The organism is Streptomyces sp. NPDC050418 (genome assembly GCF_044458745.1).
Lineage (GTDB): Bacteria > Actinomycetota > Actinomycetes > Streptomycetales > Streptomycetaceae > Streptomyces.
Window position 1 is genome coordinate 102,784 of record NZ_JBITIG010000018.1, and the last position, 17,120, is coordinate 119,903.

The following is a 17,120-nucleotide window of genomic DNA, read 5'->3' on the forward strand; positions in this document are numbered from 1 at the left end:
CGGGAGGACTGGGGATGGCGGGCGCGCAGGCCGAAGTTGTGGACAGGGCCGAGGAGTTCGAGCAGCTCCGACCCCTGCTCTTCTCCATCTCGTACCGCATCCTCGGCAGCGTCGGCGAGGCCGAGGACGCCGTCCAGGAGACCTGGCTGCGCTACGAGACCACCACGACCCGCCCCGACTCCCTCAAGTCCTTCCTGTCCACGGTCATCACCCGTATCTCCATCGACGTGCTGCGCTCGGCGCGCGTACGGCGTGAGGAGTACGTGGGGGAGTGGCTGCCCGAGCCGCTGCTCAGCGACCCGTACGAGGACCCGGCGCGCGCCGCCGAGCTCTCCGACTCGGTGTCCGTGGCGGCCCTGCTGCTCCTGGAGCGGCTCAGCCCGCTGGAGCGCGCGGTGTTCGTCCTCCGCGAAGTCTTCGGCTTCGGCTACGCGGAGGTCGCCGAGGCCGTCGGGCGTACGGAGGCGGCCTGCCGGCAGCTGTCCGTGCGGGCGCGCAAGCACATGGACGAGGGGCGGACGCGCTTCGACGCGGACCGGGCCGCACGCGAGGAACTCGCGGCCCGCTTCTTCGCCGCGCTGCGCGAGGGCAAGGTGGAGGGCCTGCAGGAACTGCTCGCCGCGGACGTCCAGGTGGTCGGCGACGGCGGTGGCAAGGCGCCGCAGCTGGCCCGGTTCCTCGAAGGCGCCGAGAAGGTCGCGCGCCTGCTCGCCGGTGCGTTCCCGCCGATCCTCGCGGTCGGCACGATCGTGGACGTCCAGGAGATCAACGGCCAGCCCGGCGCCCTGTTCCGCGACCGCGACGGCAAGGTGGCCGTCGCGATGACCCTCGACATCGTGGACGGCCGTGTCGCGGCCATCCGCTCGGTCATCAACCCCGACAAGCTCGGGCACCTGGGTCCGCTGGCGGATGTGTGGGCGCTCAAGGATGAGTGGAACCGGAAGCGGCGGGGGTGAGCGGGGCGTCGGGGCCAGGGCCCCGACCGCTGCTCTCGGCGCTTTCCGCGAGGTGGGTGCCCGTACGGAGGAGGGCCAGCATGCGGGCCGTGAGTGACTCGATGCGGGCGTCGAGGGCGGCGAGTGTGCGGTCCGCGTCCCCGTCGGCGGGGCCGGTGTTCCCGAGGTCCCGCAGCGTGCCGATCGCGTCCCGTACCTCCGGGATGCCGTAGCCGCCCGCCCGGAGCGCCGCGGTGATCCGGGCTTCGCGGATGGCGCCGGTGGGGTAGCGGCGGGCGGTGCCCGCACGCGTGGTGAGGCGCTCGGGGGCGACGAGGCCCTCCGACTCCCAGAAGCGGAGGGCGGAGGTCCGGACGTCGAGGGCCTGGGCCAGCTCGGTGATCGTCATGGAGTCCGGGTCGCCGTCGGGGGTGCTCTTCTCCGGGCCGGCGGCGCCCTCCTCCGCGCCGGGCTCGTCCCGGATCGCCTCCAGGGCGCGGCGGGCCGCGAGGGCGCGGTCGCGTTCCGCGCACAGCCCGGCATGGAGGGCGCAGACCAAGGCCGCCGCCGGGCCGGGCGGCAGCGTACGGACCTCGCGCAGCGTCCGCCGCGCCTCGACGGGACCCACGGCGAGGGCCAGATCGCGGTAGGCGTGCAGCGCGCGGACGTGCCGGGCCGTGAACCGGCGGTACCCGCCAGGCGAGCGGTCCGCGGCGGGGATCACTCCCTGCGCCTCCAGATCGCGGACCTGCTGCACGGAGTATCCGGCCGCGGCGGCGGCTTCGGCGGTACGCAGCGGCTGTTCCGGCTCCCCGGACGGGCCCACGTGCGCCAACCCCTCTCCGTAACCCTCCACAAGCACTTCAACCTCAAGCTTGAACCATGACCGACGCAAACGAACTCGACCGCGAGCCCCACCGCGAGTCCCATGGCACCCCTGAAGACGCCTGCCTCCAGCAGATCCTCGCCGCGGCCCGAGCCCTGGACGGAGTCCTCGAACTCGCCCCCGCCGAGGGCAGCGACTTCCCCGAGATCGCCTGGGGCGACCACTTCTTCTACTACGCCCCGGACGGCCGGGTGCCGCAGCGGGAACAGCCCTACGCCACGATCGTCACGAAGAACTACCCGGGCGACACCCTGTCCGCGCTCGACGCCCCGGACCGCAGCCGCCTGAACCTGCACGTCGGCGCGGACACGTTCGCCACCCTCACCGGCGAGCACCCGCGAGACGAGCCCCGCCCCCGCGACTTCACGGCCACGGACGTCGTCCTGCCGCACCCCGTCTACCGCGCCCAGGGCTGGGTAGCGATCACCAACCCGGGCCCGGCGACAGGGGAGTTGGCGATCCGCCTCCTGCGCCAGGCCCACGATGACGCGAGGCGCCGCACAGAGCGCCGGAAAGGCCCCGGCTCCCCATGACGGACGAATGCTTCGGACACCCACGGCTCGCGGCCGTCTACGACCCGCTCGAACCCGACCGCAGCGATCTCGACGCGTACGTACGGATGGCGGCGGACGAGTTCGAGGCGCGCCAGGTCCTGGACATCGGCTGCGGCACGGGCGTGTTCGCGCTGCTGCTCGCCGCCCGCGGGATCGAGGTCGTGGGCGTCGACCCCGCCCTCGCCTCCCTCGACGTGGCCCGCGCCAAGCCGGGCGCCGACCGCGTCCGCTGGCTGCACGGAGACGCCACGACGCTCCCGCCCCTCCAGGCGGACCTGGCCACCATGACCGCGAACGCCGCCCAGCAGATCACCGAACCGCAGGAGTGGCACGCCACCCTCCGGGGCGCCCACGAAGCCCTGCGCCCCGGCGGCCATCTGGTCTTCGAGACCCGCGACCCGTCCCGCCGCGCGTGGGATCACTGGAACCGCGAGTCCACCCACCGCGTGACGACGATCCCGGCGGTCGGACCCGTCGAGACGTGGGTCGAGACAACGAGGGTGAACGGCCCGCTGGTGACCTTCCGTTCGACGTACGTCTTCCATGCCGACCACCAAACCCTCACCTCGGACTCGACGTTGCGCTTCCGCTCCCGCGAGGAGACCGAAGCGTCCCTCACCGGGCGGGGCTTCGACGTCAGGGAGGTGCGCGACGCGCCGGACCGGCCGGGGAAGGAGTTCGTGTTCGTCGCGCGGAAGCGGGGTTAGGCGATCCGCCTGGGGAGGTCACGGAGACCGGACCTCCGCCATGGCATCGTGAGCCGTCTCGGACGGTTCGACGGAAAGGGTGGCGGGCGTGAGCAGTATTGGGGTCATCGGTCTGGGAGCCATGGGGAGCGCCATGGCGCACAACCTCGTGAAGGCCGGCCACGACGTCGTGGTGTGGAACCGCTCCGACGGTCCCGCGGACGCACTGGTCGCGGCGGGTGCCCGTCGGGCGGCCACGGTGGCCGAGGCCCTGCGGGCGCCGGTGGTCTTCTCCGTCCTGTCCGACGACGGGGCCGTCGCCGCGACGTTCCTCGACTCCGGCGTCCTTGCGCAGGCCGCGGCCGGGACGGTTCACGTCAACCTCGCCACGGTGAGCGCGGAGCTCGCCCGCCGGGCGGAAGCGGCACACGCCGAGCACGGCGTCGGATACGTCGCCGCACCGGTCTTCGGCCGCGTCCCGGTCGCCGAGGCCGGGGCGCTCAACGTCCTCGCGGCCGGCGAACCCGCCCTGCTCGACCGGGTGCAGCCGTTCCTCGACGTGATCGGCTCACGGACCTGGCGCCTCGGCGACCGCCCCGAGCAGGCCAACGTCGTGAAGATCCTCGGCAACTACCTGATCGCCTGCGCGATCCAGTCACTGGGCGAGGCGGTCAGCGTCGCGGAGGGCGCCGGGGTCGACCCCGGTCAGTTCGTGGAGCTGCTGACCTCGACGCTCTTCCCGGGCCCCGTCTACACCGGCTACGGCTCGATGATCGCCGAACGCCGCTACCAGCCCGCCGGCTTCACCACGCTCCTGGGCCGCAAGGACCTCCACCTCGCGCTCGACGCGGCGGCCGGCCAGAACATCCCGCTCCCGATCGGCGAACTGCTCCGCGCCGTCTTCGCCGAAGCCATCGCCGACGGCCGCGGAGCGGACGACTGGGCGGCCATCGCGGAACGCCAGCCGCGCGCCACAGGCGACTAGGACCTGGCCCCCTCCAGCTCGCGCAGCCATGTGACGAGATGCCGGTTGACCTCCTCCGGACGCTCCTGCTGCAGCCAGTGCCCCGCGCCTTCGAGGAGATGGCAGGACAGGAGCCCCGGCAGTGTCTGCGGATACGCGTCGATCGCGGCGGCCAGCCACGTGGTGGACGCGTCCTCGGTGCCGCCGAGGAACAGCGACGGCTGGGTCAGCGGCGCACCCTCGTACGCGGCCAGGTCCTGCCAGTCGCGGTCCATGCAGCGGTAGCGGTTGAGCGCGCCGGTCAGGCCCGTACGCTCGAACTCCTCGGCATACGTGTCCAGTTCGACGTCCCCGAGCCAGGCCGGGCGCCGCCCTGCCGGGAAACGGTCGCGCAGGATGCCGCCCTTCGCGACGAAGTGCGGGTCGGGGGCGTCAGGCCCGGGCATTGTGTCGGCGGACAGCGCCGCGTAGAAACCGGCCAGCCACCCGCGCACATCCGGTTCGATCTCCCCCTCGGCACGCCCCGCCTCCTGAAAATACGAGACGTAGAACTCCTCATTCCCTCCCCCGAGTCGGGCGAACACCTCACCGGGCCGCGGCCCGCCCGGCGGGGTGTACGGAACGCTCAGCAGACCCACGGCGCGGAACACCTCGGGCCGCAGCAGCGCCGACTGCGCCGCGATCGTCGCACCCCAGTCGTGCCCGACGATCACCGCCGACTCCTCACCGAGCGCCCGCACGACCGCGACGTTGTCCGCCACGAGCTCCACCATGCGATACGCGTCCGGGTCAGCGGGCTTCGACGACCGCCCGTACCCGCGCACATCCAGCGCCACGGCCCGGAACCCGGCACCGGCAAGGGCGGGAAGCTGCCGCCGCCACGAGTACCAGAACTCAGGAAACCCATGCACGAGCAGCACGAGCGGCCCCGAGCCCTGCTCGACGAAATGGATCCGTGTACCGTCCTCGGTCCGGACGATGCGGTGCTCTGCCATGTGCTCGGCCATCGTGGTTCCTCCAGCCCGTTGTGCCGGGCCGTAGTGCGCCGGCGCCCTCTCATCATCTGGAGGGGCGGAACGGGCGGGCCATTTTCCTTGCGGTTTCGGCAAAGGACGCCGAAATCGGGGTCTACCGTCGCTCGCATGGCTGATGAATGCTTCGCGCACCCGCGGCTCGCCTCGCTCTACGACGCGCTCGACCCCGACAGTGGCGACCTCGACGCGTACGTCCGGATGGCGGAGGAGTTCGGGGCGCGCCAGGTGCTGGACATCGGTTGCGGGACCGGCGTGTTCGCACTGCTCCTCGCGGGATGCGGCCTCGACGTCGTCGGCGTCGACCCGGCCCGCGTCTCCTCGACGTCGCCCGCGCCAAACCGAGTGCCGACCGCGTGCGCTGGCTCTGCGGCGACGCCACGACCCTCCCACCGCTGCGCACCGACCTCGCCACCCTGACTGCGAACGCCGCCCAGCAGATCACCGACCCGCAGGCTGGCGGGACGCGCTGCGCGGAGCGCACGAGGCCCTGCGCCCCGGCGGCCGCCCGGTGTTCGAGACCCGCGACCCGGCCCGGCGCGCCTGGCAGGAGTGGACGCGCGAGGCCTCGTACCGCGTGACGGAGGTCGCGGGCGTGGGGCCCTGTCGAAACCTGGGTCGACGTGATCGACGTGACCGAACCCGCCGACGGACAGGGCCCGTTGGTGACCTTCCGCTGGACCTACGTCTTCACCGAGAACGCCGAGACCCTCACCTCGGACTCCACCCTGCGCTTCCGCGACCGTCCGACGATCGAGGCGGACTTGCGCGCGGCGGGCTATGAGCCGGAGGCGGTGCGCGAGGCCCCGGACCGGCCGGGGAAGGAGTTCGTTTTTGTTGCGCGGCGTCCGTAGCGGGGGTCCATACCGCGACTGGCTCCCGGAACAGGAGTCAGCCCTCGTGGAGGTGTGGTCGTGTTGAGCATCCCCGGATCCGGGGTGACTGTTGATGTGGGGCTGTCTGCAGCCGAACCGTTCCAGGTGACCCTTCAGCCTCCTCAGACAAGGGACCCGCCATGGACACCAAATCCCACTACGCCCACGCATTCACCGCATGCACCGGCATTCTTGCCCTTGGGGCAGCGCTCCTGGCTTTCGCGCCGGCCGAAGCCCGTTCCACCGCAGTGCCGATCGGGGGTCCTTCCGAAACACAACTGGTAGCCCAAGCCGACGATGTCGCGGTCCTCGGGAAGGGCACAGGGGACCTCGACGGTCTGAAGATCAAGCCGTCGGTTCCCAGGCCGTGGACTCCCGCTGACACCGGCGCAGGTAGTGACAACTTCAACTACCTGGTGACGGTGGAATTCACAAACAAGGGCGACAAGAGCGTCGACCTCGGGGACGTGATGACGGAGGTCAACACCGACGGCGGGGCGACCAACAAGATAGTCGACTCGGTCAACGACGTGGGCATGTCCCCCTCCGCCGGCCGCTTGGCCCCGAACCAGACCTCCACACTCAAGTACGGCTTCAGCTCCGAGTCGAAGCCGACATACGTCAACTTCGACTTCAAGCCGCTCCTGGGAGATGACGCCGCATAGTTCACCTACGAGTGGGAGTAGCCGCAGGCGGTATCCGTGTGACTTCCAGCGTTAGGTGTCACCAGCGTTGGCCTTTGACCTGGCGCATCCAGCGCTTCCTGTCACCAGAATTACGCGCTAGTTGTCACTTCCGGCTGTTTCTCGGCCGATTTCTCCCGTGCTGTCCTGCTTGGCAGATACCTCAGTGTCGCGTATCGCCTTGAGGTACCCGGCCTTCAACTGCGCGGCCGCGTCGTGACTCCTGCCAGCACTGCCCAGCGGGTCCGGTTCATTGTGCTGTGACCCTAGGTACCCCTCCTTTGCGGCCGATGTTAAAGGCGATGCGGTACACGTCCGGTAGGTCGATGCGTTCGTCGTGGCGGCGGCGCATCACGCCGAGAACGATCAATTCGTCGATCAGGCGATTTGGGTCGTCCGGGTAGCGTGGGCCGGTGCGGACGAGGGCATCCTCCTCACCTCCTACCTCGGAACGTTCGGCCTCCTTGCGTAGAACGTCAGTCAGTCGTGCCTCGTGCCACAGCTCCGTGACCGTGTCCTGTTCTATGGGGACCTGTCGGCCAGCCAGTGGATCGATGGCCAGCCGTACCCACGGCATGTCCTCGCCGACCTCTCGCACCCGGGTCTCGGATGCGGTCTGCACCCCTCGACGGATGCCTTCGTGGTGCAGGGCGTACTCATGGCCCGCGTACGTCCCGCGTGTCTCGGCGACCGCCTTGTTCAGGGCGCTGAGGAAGCTGCGAGGACTGACCTGCTCGACGCCGTCCATCAGGTGGTTGGGTAGCCAGGTGTACGTGTTGCCCTTGCGGTAGTTGGCGCCCATGTAGGGGCCTGCGATCTGCGTGAACTGTTCGGCCTGGGACCGCTCGTCGCCTCTGAGTAGAGCGGACGGGATGTGGCGTCGGCCGAAGGAGTCGGTCTCCCAACCGCCTGTGAGACTGCGGAAGCGCTCTGCGTACTCGCTGTTGTGGTTGCCCATGTAGTGGAAGAGCAACCCGTACAGGTTGGCGTTGGACCAGGTCAGGCTGGCTGCGTTGGCCGTGAGCTTGGAGGCGTCCGGGAAGTGGAGGAGCGCGCCGTCGAACATGTCGGGGCGGATGAACACCTTGCAGCGGATATTGCGGGTGCCCAGACGCATGGCGAGAGCGAGCTCCAGGATACCGCCGACGAGGCGGTCGGCCTGAGCACGCACCCGATGGAGATGTTCCAGGGCGTCGAAGATGACCAGGTGAGTGGTGCCGTACCGCTGTGCCTCCTGATCGGCGTGCTGCACTGTGCGTTCCGCCGCGCCAGGATTGGCGCGCACCCAGGCGACCCGGTCGCGCCACTCAGGGAGGTCATGTAGTTCAGCCTGGCCAAGGGCCGTCAGTAGTACGGCGTACCAAAGGTCATAGGGCCGCACGCCCTCCTCCACGAGCTGCCGCAAGACGCCAGTGCCCGGGTACAGGTCCGGCTCGACGGCCGCCCCGTAGCCGGGAGAGACGGTGAGCTTGCGTAGTCGCTCGATGCCGTACTCCTCGGCGGCGACCTCCCGTAGAGTTTCGTCGAGCAGCGAGCGATACCAGAAGGTTTTGCCGACGCCCCGCCCGCCGCGCACCACGGTGCTGTCGACGTAGAGCGCCACCCGGTGACTGTCCGGGGTGAACAGGGTGTGCAGGTTCGGAAGGAGCGTGTCGGCGTCTGTCGCCTCGGGCAGCGCTGCGGAGAGCAGCTCGCGGTATTCATGGGCGCCCAGTGCAGTCGTCATCGCGGTCCTTCGTCGCTCTGCGGGTCGGCGGTGATCAGGAGAGTTGCGGTGGCCAGGAAGTCACGGTATGCGGCCTGCACGAACGCGCGATCCTGCCAGCCTGGTGCGCTGTCTGCGTCCAAACCGACCAGGCCGGGCTCGAACAAAATAGGGATCGGGTGGTGCGGGGCCGAGTCATCCTCCAGGGACGGAGAGAAAGCACCTGGGGCGAGCCGACCAGTCTCCGGTTCCGGCACGTCATCGTCGTATAGGAGGGAGAAGCAACCCCAGGAGTGCTCGCGGAACGACTCCAGATAAGCGTCCATTGGGCGCTGCGGTGATTCCGGGACCATGGAAGCAACCATGCGGAGCTTCTCTCGGATCGCGCGGGCCTGCCCGGAAGCGTGCCAGGCTGCGAACAGATCACCGTAGCCGCCCCAAGTCTGACGGTTGTCCGCGCCGAAAAGCAGGGCGAGGTCGCACAGGCGGGAGATGGCGACTGCGGCGATGTCGTGGATGCCAGCCCGGCTATCGAGGAGGACTACGTTCGGGCGGCGACCGCTTTCGCCCTCGCGGGTCACGGCATCTTCGCAGGCACGGACCGCGCCAGCCAGGCGGTCAGCGAACTCCATTCCAGGAATATCGGCGTATACCCGGTTGAGTTTGTCGACATAGGAATAGGGGGCGCTCTCGGTGCCTCGGCCGCGTGCCGGAGCCACCCAAAGTTCGCCTCGACCCGTGCGCGGTGTGTATCCCGTCGGGGCCACCAGTTCCAGGTTGTCCGCGTTGTGCACTGCGGACTCGACGAGCTGGTCGACGATGCCATGGCGAGGCATCAGCGCCCCGGCGGCGAGGAGCGGGCCAGCGCCCGGAGACTCTAGGTCGAGGTCTACGACGAGGACGACGTGACCCTGGTCAGCGAGGTGGCGGGCGAGGATTGCGGTGGCTGTTGTCCGGCCGACGCCGCCCTTGAAGCCGTACATGGCGGTGCGGTGGGTACGCGAGCCGTCGGTCTCGACGGTTGGGGTGGACACCTGGGCCCAGTCCTCGCCGACCACGGTGTTGTCCAGGACACGGACGCTGCCGTGCCCGTCGGCTGGCAGGTGCAACGCGTCCGACTGAACGCGCTCGGAGTCGAGCAGGTCATCGGCTGAGAATAGAGTCGAGGCGAGAAGCAGAGGTCTGTCGGCGGCGTACCGTTGCAAATCTGTGGTTAGACGTTCGCTCCAGGCAATTGCTTGGGCGGCCACCACGTCTTTCTCGCGGTCGTCGACTAGGAGTGCGAAACGGCCCAGCACGTCCCGTACAAGCAGCACGTCCACGCCCTCGGCGGCCACGTCGTGGGCGATCGTCAAGGCTCGGGGACGGGCGTCGTCGAACCGGACGGGGACATGAGGCAGGTTCACTGGAGCCTTCCGGTGATCAGGGCTTGCTCGTGCAGGCCGAGGATCTCTTGCGCCACGGTACGCCGCCGCGACACGTCAGTTTCGGCGACAGCGGTCCCGTCGAGGTAACGCTGGTGGACCGACCACGAGTCGAAGGCGGTGAGATTGGCGAGCGCGGCTGACAACCGTGCCGCAGACCGGCCGTGCGTCAGCAGGGAGACATCGGCTGTGACCCACGGCAGATGGCCGTAGTCGTGGCTCACCTTGCCCGTGACCGGATCAGACACCCAGGGGGCATTCGCCGGGGGCTTTCCCTGCTTCTTGGGGGCCATAGTGGCGGCTGTGAACCTGAGCAACAGGCTCTTCAACGCGCACTCCACCGCGAAGCCGAGGTGGTAGTCAGCGTTGGGCAGGCGGCCACCGTCCTGGAGGTAGACAGCGTCCTTGTAGTGCCGCTCGGCGGCGTGAGCGTAGTGATGCTCAGCCGAAGGCGCTGACGAAGTTCCCGACGACGTTCCTGAAGTCCCTGACACGCAAGGGATCATAGGACGAGGTTCGCTAGAACGGCCGCGTCCGAACGTTGCCCACCACTGCGTGAACACGGCCTTCAAATAGAGATCGTCCAACATCATCGGCCCGAACGACAGGTCCACCACCTCGACCGGTTGGCTCATCGAGGGCGGCAGTCATACTCGGGCCCTCTGCGCGTAGCAGCGCCCACCCATCGATCGTTGTCACGGACCGATGTGCCGACGACGAGCCTGGCCACTGCTACCAGGAGATCGTCTGGTGCGGTGCTGGTGTAGGACGCGGTTAGCTTCGCGGACCCTTGTGATCCGCGACGATGCAGGCGGCCCACCCGTGTGCGCCTAGTGTCCAGGTGATGCGCAGGTCGCTGGTCACTGCGGCTCCCCGGCGAGGAAATGCCGGATATCGGCAGCCATGGAGGCCATCTGTTCACCGGCTTCAATCCAGGTGGTCACCGAGGCGCTCCAGCCGCCGGCGGCCTGCCGCCATGGCCGAATGGACCACGTGAGGCCGACGTGGCCGCCGGAGCGGAAAACGGCCGTCACGGTCAGATCCCGGTCGAGGGTCTGCCAGCTGCGGTCTCCGTTCCAGCCTCTGTAGTCGGCTGCCAGCTCCTCCAGGAATGTGACGAGGTCGGCGTCCCAGATCCAGGCGACGATCTCCGCGGCACGAGCAGTCAAGCCCGGGGCGTGCAGTGCAAGGGCGTAGTGGACGGCGTCGGCGTCGAAGCTGGACCGGTTGTCGAACGTGACGCTGACGGAGGTGTCGTCCTGGCAGTGGACGACCAAGTTCTGCTTGCAGCTGTCGGTGGCTTCGGCCCAGGAGGTCATGCCCGGAACGCTAGGTCAGCAGCCCGTTCGACGTCACTTGACTTCGCCGTCGGCGGAGTGGAGGACGGCCTCGGCGATTTTACGGACGCGCTCCATGGTGATGCCAGTCCGCTGTTCGACTGCGAGTGGGTGGTCGGTCGGCTCCAGCTCGATGAAGGGACGTTGTCCGATGGGGCGGGTGTGGACGCGGGTCTTCAAGTTGATGGTGCTGGGCGAGTAGAGGAAATAGTCGGTGGACAGCCACCCGAAATACGGCACCTCTGTTTCACGTCCCTGGGTGTCCCAAAGGTCCGCGTATCGGGAGAAGTTGTCCCGGCTGAGGGAGACCCACGCGGCCCAGGAGAACACCTCGTTGCTGTCGATGATCGGTATCTCGACCAGGCCCTTGACGAAGTAGTGCTGTGCCTGGATCACGCACTGGTCCGACGAGAGCAGGCAGTCCGCGGAATCAGCGAAGCTCGGATCCCAGCCGTATGGGGCGCCGGTCGAGTAGTTCGTCGGCAGTTCGGCGTGGTGGCTGCCGCAGCATGAGCAGGTGAAGCCGGGGTTGCTGGTCATCGGTGGAGCCTAATGCCGTGTCCTGCACCACTATTGCAAGCATCTGCTTGCAATAGTTAGCAAGGGTGCGGCAGCATGCACACATGGCATCACTCAACGTCGGCAACCTCGGTGAGTACCTGCGCGAGCAGCGTCGTACGGCGCAGTTGTCGCTCAGGCAGCTTGCTGATGCCGCCGGGGTGTCCAATCCGTATCTGAGTCAGATCGAGCGTGGGCTGCGCAAGCCGAGTGCCGAGATTCTGCAGCAGTTGGCGAAAGCGCTGCGGATTTCCGCCGAGACGCTGTACGTGCAGGCCGGGATCCTCGACGAGCGTGAGCGCGACGAGGTGGAGACGAGGGCGGCGATCCTCGCGGACCCCTCGATCAATGAGCGGCAGAAGCAGGTGCTGCTTCAGATCTACGAGTCGTTCCGCAAGGAGAACGGGACCGCTCCCGCAGACGGTACGGACACCGCCGATGACCAGGCCCGCACGGCCGACGACGACTGACGCCGCACCCTCATACCGACCGGAGGAACGTACGCCATGGCTCTGACCGACGACATCCGCAAGGCCGTCACCGACCCCAAGCCCCTCTACTTCGCCGCCGGCACCGCGGACCTCGCGGTCCAGCAGGCCCGGCGTGTGCCCGAGCTCATCGAGAAGCTGCAGGCCGAGGCCCCGGAGCGCTTCGAGGCCGTGCGCAGCGCCGACCCGAAGGCCGTCCAGGAGAAGGCCGCCGCCCGCGCCAAGGAGGTGCAGGAGGTCGTGCAGGCCAAGGTCACCGAGGTGATCGGCGGCTTCGACACCGATCTGAAGAAGCTCGGCGAGACGGCTCAGGACCTGGCGCTGCGCAGTGTCGGTGTCGCCGCCGAGTACGCCGTCAAGGCGCGCGAGAAGTACGACGAGGTCGCCGAGCGCGGCGAGCAGGCCGTGAAGACCTGGCGTGGCGAGGCGGCGGAGGAGATCGAGGAGATCGCCGCGGTCGTGGAGGGCGAGAAGGCGGCCGCTCCTGCCCCCGAGCCCGTCGTCGAGGACAAGCCGGCCGAGGGCAAGACCGCCGAGAAGCCCGTCGAGGCCAAGGCGCCCGCCAAGAAGCCCGTCGCGAAGAAGGCTCCGGCCCGTAAGACCGCCGCGAAGAAGACCACGCCGCCCGCCAAGTAGGGCATGGGCGGGGACCGGGAACGGCCTGGGCACGAAGCGAGTGTCCGGGCCGTTGTACGGGGTACGGTGGCCGCAGGAACCCAATCGGCGAGTGGCCTGACACACAGGTGGTGGACGAAGTGCTGATGTCAGCGTTCGGCGGCTTCATGTGGCTGCTCTTCACGGCGATGCTGGTGCTCGCCGTGGTGGCCCTGGTCATGGCCGCGACCGCCCGCGAGGACGCTTATCGTGCGGCGGACAAGCAGACCAAGAATTTCTGGCTGATCATCCTCGGCATCGCGGTTCTGGTGAACCTCCTGGTGCCGATGCTGTTCCTGCAGATCGCGGGCCTGATCGCGACGATCGTCTTCTTCGTCGACGTCCGCCCCGCCCTCCAGCAGGTCACCGGCGGCCGTGGCCGCCGCGGCGGCTCCAGCAGCGACGGTCCGTACGGGCCGTACAACGGCGGCCGCTGAGCCAAGGGGAGTACATACGAGCCACACGGCGGATCCGTCCTCGGGACGGATCCGCCGTACTGCTGTCCGGGGGCAGGGCGATCCCTACGCCCGCGGCCCCCGCTCGAGCAGCACGACCGCCACGTCATCCGTCAGCTCGCCGCCGTTGAGGTCGCGGACCTCGTTGACCGCGGCCTGGAGCAGACCGTCGCCGGTGAGGCCCTCGTCCAGCTGGCGGCGGATCATCGCGACCATGCCGTCCTGGCCGAGGCGGCGCTTGCTGCCGGATTCCACGCGGCCCTCGATCAGACCGTCGGTGTAGAGCATCAGGCTCCACGCGCCGCCCAGCTCCACCTGCTGGCGCGGCCAGCGGGCGCGCGGCAGCAGACCGAGGGCGGGGCCGCTGTTCTCGTACGGCAGGAGCTCGGCGAGGCCGCCCGAGCGCGCTATCAGGGGCGAGGGGTGGCCCGCCAGGCAGAGGCCGGCGCGACGGCCGTCGGGCGAGATGTCCACGGTGCAGAGCGTCGCGAAGATCTCGTCGTCGGGGCGTTCGTGTTCCAGGACCTGCTGGAGGGTCGAGAGCAGCTCGTCGCCGCACAGGCCCGCGAAGGTCAGCGCGCGCCAGGCGATCCGGAGTTCGACGCCGAGCGCGGCCTCGTCGGGGCCGTGCCCGCAGACGTCACCGATCATGGCGTGCACCGTGCCGTCGGGGGTGCGCACGGCGTCGTAGAAGTCGCCGCCGAGCAGTGCGCGGGAGCGGCCCGGCCGGTAGCGGGCGGCGAACCGCAGCGGGGCGCCGTCGAGCAGCGGCGTGGGCAGCAGACCGCGCTCCAGGCGTGCGTTCTCCTGGGCGCGCAGCCGGGACTCGGTGAGCTGGTGCTGGGCGATGTCGGCGCGCTTGCGCTCCACCGCGTACCGGATCGCGCGGGTCAGGACGCGGCTGTCCAGCTCGTCACGGAACAGGTAGTCCTGCGCGCCGACCCGTACCGCCTCCGTGGCCCGCTCCGTGTCGTCGCTCGCGGTGAGCGCGAGGACCGCGTGCCGGGGTGCGAGCCGCAGCACGTGCTTGAGCGTGCCCAGCACGTCCTCGGCGGCCGTGCGGCCGGGGGTGGGCAGGGCGAGGTCGAGCAGGATGCAGTGCACGTCGTCGGTGAGCAGCCGCTCGGCCTCGGTGAGGTTGCGGGCGGTGCGCACCTTGATGGGCTTGCCGGCGGCGTCGAGCAGCTCGGGTACGCCGAGCGTCTGCGCCGGGTCGTCCTCGATGACGAGCAGCGTCAGGCCGACACCGGTCTCCACGGCGCCTGGCTGTGCCGACAGGGCATCCGCACCGGGCGCGAGCGCCGGTGCAGGCTGAGCCTGACCACCTTCCACGGCCGGGACTGCTCTCTGCCGCGGTATGGGTACGGGCATCCTTCTGGTTCCTTCCCTCCCCCCGAGGGCGCGGCGGGACGACACCCAGTCGAAACGACGTTCCGCCGACGGGGACCTTAGCGGTAGCCGACACCGGTTTGGAATGGCGAGCTGCAAAGAGCCGGAGTCATATGCCGCGTCCCGTCCCGTAATTGGGCACGCGGCGCCTCCACCCGGGATGACGAACATCACGCCCCGCGGGTTGCCCGGGTGGCGCAGGTCACGTGAGCGGGGTCACCCCGGGGCGAACCCGCCCACACCTCACTTGTCCGGGCGTACGACCCCGAGTATCGGCATCGAACCGGCGCCGGCCACCGTCACGTTCCGCCCGGGGCGCGGGGCGTGCACGATCGCTCCGTTGCCCACGTATATCCCCACATGGCTCGCGTCCGCGTGGTAGATGATCAGGTCGCCGGGCCGCATCTCATTGACCTTGATGCGCGGCAGCTGCTTCCACTGCTCCTGCGAGGTGCGCGGTATCGACCGGCCGGCCGCCTCCCAGGCCCTCAGCGTGAGCCCCGAGCAGTCGTACGAGCCCGGGCCCTCGGCCCCCCACACGTACGGCTTCCCGATCTGCTTGCTCGCGAAGGCGATGGCCTTCTTGCCCTGCGCGGACGCCTTGCCGTTGATCTCCTTGAGGATGCCGGTGTCGAGCCAGGCGGTCTGGGCCTGCGCCTGGGCGTCGCGCTCCATCTGCAGCAGACGCTCGCGCTCCTCCTTGGCGAGCTTCTTCTCCAGCTTCTCGGCGGCCTTGATCTTGGCCTCGATCTTCTTCTTGCGCTTGGCCTGGTCCTTCGTGTGGCGGTCGAGCTCGATCCAGTAGTCGCCCGCGTCCTTCGCGTAGAGCTGCAAGTCCTCTTCGGTGGTGGCCAGTTCCGCCAGCATCTTGGTGGTGGCGTGCTGGCCCTGGCGCACGCGCTGGGCGCCGTCGAGGAACTCCTCCGGATCGTCGCTCAGCACCAGCTGCGCCTGCGGGGGCACCCCGCCGCTGCGGTACTGCGCGCGGGCCGCCGCGCCCGCCTGGTCCTTCAGGCGGTCCCGCTTGGCCTGCAGGTCCTGGATCTTGTTGGCGAGCTCGACGATCTGGTCGGACTGCTTCTTGGCCTTCTCCTCCGCCGCGTTGTACGCATCGGTCGCGACCGCCGCGTCGTGGTAGAGGTCGTCGAGCTCTTCGCGCACCTCCTGCAGGCTGCGGCCCTCGGGCTCGGGCTCATCGGGCCTGGCCGGCGCGGCGGCGAGCGGTCCGGACGCCGGGGCCGCCACGGCGCCGCCGGGCGCGCTGAGCAGGCCCAGGGCGCAGACCAGCGCCACTGCCGCAATGGTCGAGGTTCGCCTGCAGGTCACGCTCACGCCCCCTGATCTGATGGCCCGTCAGTAACAGTGCACGACTCCGGGATGGTGCCACGCCCGCGCGGATTACGACAGAGTCCCGCAGTCACGCGAATCGGCCACACGGCGACATCCACCCCACCGCGGGACCAACTCGACGCCCCCACCTGCCACTTCCCGCGCCACCGGCACGCTCCCGTCCCGTCTGACGAATGACTGCCACGTCTCGTTCCCGCCGACGCGGACTGTCACCCTTGTGGTCCTTGGGACTTATGCGCGGATTGAGACGTACGTGAGGAAGGTGCCGCCGGCCGCCAGGCCGCTCGCCCCCGCCCCCGCCCCTCACCTTTCGCCTCTCACCCCCGAGGCGCCAACGCCCCCCACTCCAGGGTCACCTCGCCCTGCCGCCACCGCGAACTCCCGTCCACCACGGGCCAGTCCGCGCGCAGATCCCGCACGGTCCGGATCCACCGCTGGCGCGCCCCGTACGAGGCGAAGGGCGCCGCGGCCGCCCAGGCGCGGTCGAAGTCCCGCAGGAACGCGTGCACGGGCTCACCCGGCACATTGCGGTGGATCAGCGCCTTCGGCAGCCGCTCGGCCAGGTCGGAGGGCCGCTCCAGGGAGCCGAGCCGCGTCGCGAACGTCACCGTGCGCGGACCCTCGGGCCCCAGCGCCACCCACACGTGCCGCCGCCCGATCTCGTCGCAGGTCCCCTCGACGAGCAGCCCGCCGGGCGCGAGCCGCCCGCACAGCCGCCGCCAGACCTCGGCGACCTGCTCCTCGTCGTACTGCCGCAGCACGTTCGCCGCACGGATCAGGACCGGCGGCCCGTCGGCCGGCGTGGTGGGCACCTCGAAGCCGCCGAGCCGGAAGCTCAGCCCGTCCTCCTCGTACGGCTTCGCCCCCGCGACCCGCGCCGGATCGATCTCGATCCCGACGACCCGTACGTCCGCGGCCGCCGTCCGCAACCGGTGCAGCAGCTCCACGGCGGTCCAGGGCGCGCCCCCGTACCCGAGGTCCACGGCGAGCGGCGCGTCCCGCGCCCGCAGCGCCCGCCCGTGCCACGCGGCGATCCAGCGGTCCATGCGCCGCAGCCGGTTCGGGTTGGTGGTCCCGCGCGTCACGGTCCCGACGGGGCAGGTGGAGGGGCGGGCCATGGGTCCAGTATCGGTCAGCGCGAGGCAG

18 protein-coding genes and 1 pseudogene are annotated in these 17,120 nt (G+C 69.7%); 9 read left to right on the forward strand and 10 right to left on the reverse strand.

All coding sequences use genetic code 11. The features are described from left to right. Positions 1–38 precede the first annotated feature (38 nt). Positions 39–956, forward strand: coding sequence for an RNA polymerase sigma-70 factor (locus ACIBI4_RS33920; protein WP_399208132.1), 918 nt, complete (start codon positions 39–41; stop codon positions 954–956). Here ACIBI4_RS33920 and ACIBI4_RS33925 read toward each other — a convergent pair. After that, on the reverse strand, positions 922–1,761 hold the full coding sequence (locus tag ACIBI4_RS33925) for a MerR family transcriptional regulator (RefSeq protein ID WP_399208133.1): 840 nt from the start codon (positions 1,759–1,761) through the stop codon (positions 922–924). The genes ACIBI4_RS33920 and ACIBI4_RS33925 overlap by 35 nt on opposite strands. Positions 1,762–1,817: 56 nt before the next feature. Here ACIBI4_RS33925 and ACIBI4_RS33930 point away from each other — a divergent pair, with 56 nt between their 5' ends. The 3 genes from ACIBI4_RS33930 to ACIBI4_RS33940 all read left to right on the forward strand — a co-directional run bounded on the left by ACIBI4_RS33930 (position 1,818) and on the right by ACIBI4_RS33940 (position 4,046). After that, positions 1,818–2,354 carry a DUF6194 family protein gene (locus ACIBI4_RS33930; RefSeq protein WP_399208079.1) on the forward strand — a complete coding sequence of 179 codons (537 nt, stop codon included), beginning with the start codon at positions 1,818–1,820 and terminating at the stop codon, positions 2,352–2,354. Beyond that, positions 2,351–3,082: a class I SAM-dependent methyltransferase gene (locus ACIBI4_RS33935; RefSeq protein ID WP_399208080.1), complete on the forward strand. Its 732-nt coding sequence runs from the start codon at positions 2,351–2,353 to the stop codon at positions 3,080–3,082. The genes ACIBI4_RS33930 and ACIBI4_RS33935 overlap by 4 nt, the downstream gene beginning before the upstream one ends. Positions 3,083–3,170: 88 nt before the next feature. Then, positions 3,171–4,046 (forward strand): NAD(P)-dependent oxidoreductase, encoded by an 876-nt coding sequence (locus ACIBI4_RS33940; RefSeq protein ID WP_399208081.1) that lies wholly within the window; start codon positions 3,171–3,173, stop codon positions 4,044–4,046. On the opposite strand, the gene ACIBI4_RS33945 is transcribed toward ACIBI4_RS33940, so the two are convergent. Continuing rightward, entirely contained in the window at positions 4,043–5,032 is a 990-nt protein-coding gene (locus ACIBI4_RS33945) for an alpha/beta fold hydrolase (RefSeq protein ID WP_399208082.1), read from the reverse strand. The two genes, ACIBI4_RS33940 and ACIBI4_RS33945, sit on opposite strands and share 4 nt — an antisense overlap. A 135-nt stretch (positions 5,033–5,167) precedes the next feature. On the opposite strand from ACIBI4_RS33945, the pseudogene ACIBI4_RS33950 reads away from it, so the two are divergent. Next, a pseudogene (locus ACIBI4_RS33950) lies at positions 5,168–5,910 on the forward strand (class I SAM-dependent methyltransferase). Positions 5,911–6,071: 161 nt separating this feature from the next. Further along, entirely contained in the window at positions 6,072–6,596 is a 525-nt protein-coding gene (locus tag ACIBI4_RS33955; RefSeq protein ID WP_399208083.1) for a hypothetical protein, read from the forward strand. Positions 6,597–6,864: 268 nt separating this feature from the next. Here the strand turns inward: ACIBI4_RS33955 and ACIBI4_RS33960 are convergent, their stop codons facing one another. The 5 genes from ACIBI4_RS33960 to ACIBI4_RS33980 form a co-directional block, all read right to left on the reverse strand. Then, positions 6,865–8,340: a hypothetical protein gene (locus ACIBI4_RS33960; RefSeq protein WP_399208084.1), complete on the reverse strand. Its 1,476-nt coding sequence runs from the start codon at positions 8,338–8,340 to the stop codon at positions 6,865–6,867. After that, a complete protein-coding gene (locus ACIBI4_RS33965; RefSeq protein ID WP_399208085.1) occupies positions 8,337–9,674 on the reverse strand; it encodes a KGGVGR-motif variant AAA ATPase in 1,338 nt (445 codons plus the stop codon). Before ACIBI4_RS33965 ends, ACIBI4_RS33960 begins: the two co-directional genes overlap by 4 nt. Positions 9,675–9,721: 47 nt before the next feature. Then, positions 9,722–10,378 (reverse strand): hypothetical protein, encoded by a 657-nt coding sequence (locus tag ACIBI4_RS33970; protein WP_399208086.1) that lies wholly within the window; start codon positions 10,376–10,378, stop codon positions 9,722–9,724. Positions 10,379–10,603: 225 nt separating this feature from the next. Beyond that, complete coding sequence (locus tag ACIBI4_RS33975) at positions 10,604–11,062, reverse strand: DUF6228 family protein (RefSeq protein WP_399208087.1); 459 nt, start codon at positions 11,060–11,062, stop codon at positions 10,604–10,606. Positions 11,063–11,095: 33 nt separating this feature from the next. Then, positions 11,096–11,620 (reverse strand): DUF2199 domain-containing protein, encoded by a 525-nt coding sequence (locus ACIBI4_RS33980; RefSeq protein WP_399208089.1) that lies wholly within the window; start codon positions 11,618–11,620, stop codon positions 11,096–11,098. 83 nt (positions 11,621–11,703) lie between these two features. Between ACIBI4_RS33980 and ACIBI4_RS33985 the strand changes: the two genes are divergently transcribed. The 3 genes from ACIBI4_RS33985 (at position 11,704) to ACIBI4_RS33995 (ending at position 13,217) form a co-directional block, all read left to right on the forward strand. Then, positions 11,704–12,108, forward strand: coding sequence for a helix-turn-helix domain-containing protein (locus ACIBI4_RS33985; protein ID WP_399208090.1), 405 nt, complete (start codon positions 11,704–11,706; stop codon positions 12,106–12,108). A gap of 36 nt (positions 12,109–12,144) precedes the next feature. Next, positions 12,145–12,762, forward strand: a complete 618-nt coding sequence (locus ACIBI4_RS33990) for a hypothetical protein (protein ID WP_399208091.1) — start codon at positions 12,145–12,147, stop codon at positions 12,760–12,762. Between the two features lie 119 nt (positions 12,763–12,881). After that, positions 12,882–13,217, forward strand: a complete 336-nt coding sequence (locus tag ACIBI4_RS33995; RefSeq protein ID WP_399208134.1) for a DUF2516 family protein — start codon at positions 12,882–12,884, stop codon at positions 13,215–13,217. A gap of 84 nt (positions 13,218–13,301) precedes the next feature. Here ACIBI4_RS33995 and ACIBI4_RS34000 read toward each other — a convergent pair whose 3' ends face one another. The 3 genes from ACIBI4_RS34000 to ACIBI4_RS34010 all read right to left on the reverse strand — a co-directional run bounded on the left by ACIBI4_RS34000 (position 13,302) and on the right by ACIBI4_RS34010 (position 17,092). Then, entirely contained in the window at positions 13,302–14,606 is a 1,305-nt protein-coding gene (locus ACIBI4_RS34000) for a PP2C family protein-serine/threonine phosphatase (protein WP_399208092.1), read from the reverse strand. A 261-nt stretch (positions 14,607–14,867) separates the two neighbouring features. Beyond that, positions 14,868–15,950: an NlpC/P60 family protein gene (locus ACIBI4_RS34005; RefSeq protein WP_399208093.1), complete on the reverse strand. Its 1,083-nt coding sequence runs from the start codon at positions 15,948–15,950 to the stop codon at positions 14,868–14,870. A 341-nt stretch (positions 15,951–16,291) separates the two neighbouring features. Next, positions 16,292–17,092 carry a class I SAM-dependent methyltransferase gene (locus ACIBI4_RS34010; protein WP_399208094.1) on the reverse strand — a complete coding sequence of 267 codons (801 nt, stop codon included), beginning with the start codon at positions 17,090–17,092 and terminating at the stop codon, positions 16,292–16,294. Between the last annotated feature and the right edge of the window lie 28 nt (positions 17,093–17,120).